Raw genomic sequence first — 3,682 nt, 5'->3', positions numbered from 1 at the left:
GTTGGGGGTGGTGGGCGGGCTGGGGCCGCTGGCGTCGGCGGAGTTCGTGAAGACCCTCTATGAGGTCCACCGCTTCTCGCGCGAGCAGGACGCGCTGCGCTGTGTCCTGCTGTCGGACCCGCGCGTGCCGGACCGGACCGAGGCCATCCTCAGCGGGAACGAGGCGGAGGTGGGCGAGTGGCTGGTGGACGCGCTGGAGCGGCTGCGGGAGTTCGGCGCGCAGCGCTTCGTCATCGCGTGCGTCACCATGCATCACTTCCTGGACCACCTGCCGGCGCATCTGCGCGCAAGGGTGGTGTCGTTGGTGGACCTGACGGTGGATCAGCTTGCGGCCTCCGGGGGCCGGTGGCTGATGCTGAGCACGCTGGGCACGCGCAGCGCGGGGGTGTTCCAGCGCCATCCGCGCTGGCGCGAGGTGGAGGCCCACGTGGTGTGGCTGCGGGACGAGGACCAGGCGCGGCTGCACGAGGTCATCTACCGGATGAAGCAGCACGGGGACGCGGGCGAGGTGCGGGCCCTGTGCGAGCAGTGGCTGGGGGCCGACGGGTACCGCGCGGACGGCTTCATCGCGGGGTGCACGGAATTGCACCTGCTGACGCGGCACCTGTATCGCGAGGCGCCGGAGCGGCCCCTGCGCAGCATCGACCCGCTGTTCCTGGTCGCCCAGCGCGCGCCCGCGCTGCTGGCCGTCACCCGGGGGGCCATGTCCCTCAAGGACGTGACCTCCCATGCATCCCCTTCCATGGGGGGTGGCGCGCATGAGGGGTCCGTCATGGGCGCGGACGCTGGCACCGCTGGACCCGTTGCTCCTTCAAGTCTGTCACCTGGAGCAGGCCCGCGCGTCGAAGCCGCGGGGTGAAGCCCGGATCCAGCGCGAACCCCTTCTGGGGTTCCAGAAATCCAAGCAGTATGAGTGCACATGACGATCCAACGATGGACGCTGGTGCTGCTGCTGGGTTGGGGGCCTCTGGCCTTCTCCGCGCCGGACAAGGTGGATGCCTTCATGCGGGCGGAGATGGCCCGCGGTCACATCCCCGGCGCAGCGGTCGCGGTGATCCGTGACGGCAAGGTCATCAAGCAGCAGGCCTACGGCACGGCGAACCTGGAATGGAGCGCCCCGGCGACGACCCGCTCCGCGTTCCAGATCGCGTCGGGCACCAAGATGTTCACTGCCGTGCTGCTGATGGACCTGGTGGGACAGGGGAAGATCCGCCTCGAGGATCCGATCTCCCGATACATCCCGGACAGTCCCCCGGCCTGGAGCAAGATCACGGTGCGCCAGCTCGCCAGCCATACGTCGGGTTTGAAGCCGGGGCCTCCGAACGCCCAGATTGCCAGCGTGGCGTCAGCCGTCGAGGAAGCGAAGAAGCTTCCCCTCGCGTCCGCACCCGGTGAAAAGGCGGCCTATGGGTCCGACGACTTCACGATCCTGACCCATCTGCTGGAGAAGGTCGGTGGTGCCCCCTACCGACAGCTTCTCCGGGACCGCATCACCACACCGCTGGGCATGTCGAACACCCGCTTCGACAACGCCGCCCACGACGCGGAACACATCGTCCTGACCAGCGACGTGGTGCCGGAACGCGTGGCGACCTACCAGTGGCAGGGCGACCACCAGCAGCAGTATTGGTTCGTGTATCCGCATTACACCCTGGCGGCCGGCGGCCTCTTCTCCAGCATCACGGACATGTCCAGGTTCATGAGCGCGCTGATGACCGGCAAGCTGTTGAACGCCGAGCTGCGCACCGCCATGGGGGCCCCAGCCCCGCTCAACGATGGCGCTGCCGGGAGCTTCGCTGTCGGCTGGACCGTGGGCCGCTATCGGGGCCGTGCCAACATCGGTCACAGCGGTGGACCTGCGCTGTCGGACACCGTCTACTTCCCCGACGACAAGCTGGCCGTGGTCGTGCTGACGAACCAGCGGAAGCTGTCTCCGAACCTGGCTCACGGCGTGGCGAACTTCTACCTGCCGCCGCCTCCCTTCCTGAACGAGCCCGGCATCACCGACCCGGCCCCTGCTCGGACCGCGACCTTGAAGCAGGTGCTGGAAGCACTGGCCAGGGGAGCAGCCGAGGCCAGGCACTTCACCGGCCCCGCGAAGGAAGACCTCAAGGAGATGAACGAGTGGATGGCCATGCGCCTCGGTGGTTTTCCGCCGTTGGGCCGCCTGGTCCTGCTGAGCGCTTCAACGGACCACAAGAAGCGGACCTATCGCGCCGTGTATGGCAAAGACCTGACGCAGCGTTGGACCGTGACCTTCGACCCGACCGGACTCATCTCCGAGGTGGATGCCACGGATGAATGAGGTTCCACCCGGACGGCTTCAGCGCTCCCCCGCCTGAACCCAGACGTGGTGCTCCACCTTCCTCCACGACTGCCGGGCCGCGGGTGACAGCGTGGCGTACCCCGGGCGCGACGTTTTCTCCTCGTAGCGCTGGTACGCCTCCTGCGCCGTCGCCCCGTACTCCAGGACGTAGGCGTACATGAACAGCTCCGTCGAATAGCCGTACTGATCCGCGTTGCCCGGCTGTTCGTACACGGTCGCGATCAGCACGCCGCCGTTCTTCGGGATGTGCGACTCCACTCCCGCCAGGACCTTGTCCAGCGCCTCCTGGGTCCGCTTGTAGTTCACGGAAGCGATGAGCGCGCTCATGAGCCACTCCACCACCGCCCCACTCCACTCATAGGACTTCGGCGCGGAGACAACCCGGATCCCACTGCCCGTCCGGTGCACCGTCACCGCCGTCACCTGGAGCGAACGCTTCGGCACCAGCGGCTTCACCGGCTTCGTCGTCACCAGCGGCTTCGGCGTGACCACATTCCGAAGTGTCGGTGCCGCCAGGGGTACCACCACCCGCTGCGCCAGGGGCGTCAGGGGCTTCGTGGTTCCCGTCAGCCTCGTGCCTCCCAATATCGCCTGCCCTGGCTTCGTGCTCTCCGCGAAATTCTGGCGCGGCTTGAACGACACGTGCTTCAACTTCAGCTCCTGCACGTCGTCCGCGTAGCGGATCTCCGGAGGCTGCATCGCGAAGCCCTGGCTCACGTTCTCCTGGTACACCTGCCCCATCAGCTTCTCGAACGTGCCACTGCCCTTGTTGATGCCCCCGTCCACCAGCGCCAGCCGCACGTAGCCGTACCCGTACAGCACGCCCCGGGCCTTCGAGTACACGTGGTCCACGTCGTGCCCCGTCGGCACCGCTCCGAACGCACTCACCCACGCCTTGCGGTAGTCCGGATACGACGGGTTGACCCACAACTGGAGGTCCCCCGCGTAGCTGCGCACCACCAGCACGTCCTGCACCTGATAGCGACCCAGCGACTCGCAGAGCCCGATGTACTGCTCCAACGACTGCCGGCTCTTCGCGGCGACGGGAATCGGCGGTTCGGTCTGCGGTGGGCTCACGGGGAGCAGGGAGCCAACCACGCCCCTCACGCCCCCGGCAACACGGCGCGTCCCAGGAACCCGTGCGCCTCGCGCTGACACCGCCCGCCTGCCCGTCCGCCCGGCCTTCCGGCACTCAAATCATCAGGAAAGACGGGAAGTTGAGGGGCCGGCCGAGCGCGTGGTACGAACTCCCGTTCAGTTCCCCTCGACAACTTCTGTTTCTGGAGCCGGCTTCCATGAGCGAGCGCAATGACGTCACGCGGCCTTCGTCCCCCGCCCCGGTCCCTCCTTCGGGAG

Annotated in this window: 3 protein-coding genes; 2 read left to right on the top strand and 1 reads right to left on the bottom strand. The window is 67.6% G+C overall.

Features of this window, described 5'->3' with window-relative positions; all coding sequences use genetic code 11:
* Together D7V88_RS39765 and D7V88_RS39760 are read left to right on the top strand one after the other, a co-directional pair.
* On the top strand, window positions 1–859 hold an 859-nt coding region (locus tag D7V88_RS39765), incomplete at its 5' end, for an aspartate/glutamate racemase family protein (RefSeq protein WP_147449084.1).
* A 60-nt stretch (window positions 860–919) separates the two neighbouring features.
* Window positions 920–2,305, top strand: coding sequence for a serine hydrolase domain-containing protein (locus tag D7V88_RS39760; RefSeq protein WP_120545718.1), 1,386 nt, complete (start codon window positions 920–922; stop codon window positions 2,303–2,305).
* Between the two features lie 18 nt (window positions 2,306–2,323).
* On the opposite strand, the gene D7V88_RS39755 is transcribed toward D7V88_RS39760, so the two are convergent.
* Window positions 2,324–3,403, bottom strand: coding sequence for a hypothetical protein (locus D7V88_RS39755; RefSeq protein WP_147449083.1), 1,080 nt, complete (start codon window positions 3,401–3,403; stop codon window positions 2,324–2,326).
* Window positions 3,404–3,682: the final 279 nt, after the last annotated feature.

Origin of the sequence: Corallococcus terminator (assembly GCF_003611635.1) — a bacterium.
GTDB classification, from domain to species: domain Bacteria; phylum Myxococcota; class Myxococcia; order Myxococcales; family Myxococcaceae; genus Corallococcus; species Corallococcus terminator.
The sequence above is the reverse complement of the archived record's forward strand: the minus strand, read 5'-3'. Positions and strand labels throughout refer to the sequence as shown.

Bases quoted from the DNA above. Each gene is read 5' to 3' on its own strand.
- D7V88_RS39760 (WP_120545718.1), top strand. From the start codon at position 920: ATGACGATCCAACGATGGACGCTGGTGCTGCTGCTGGGTTGGGGGCCT.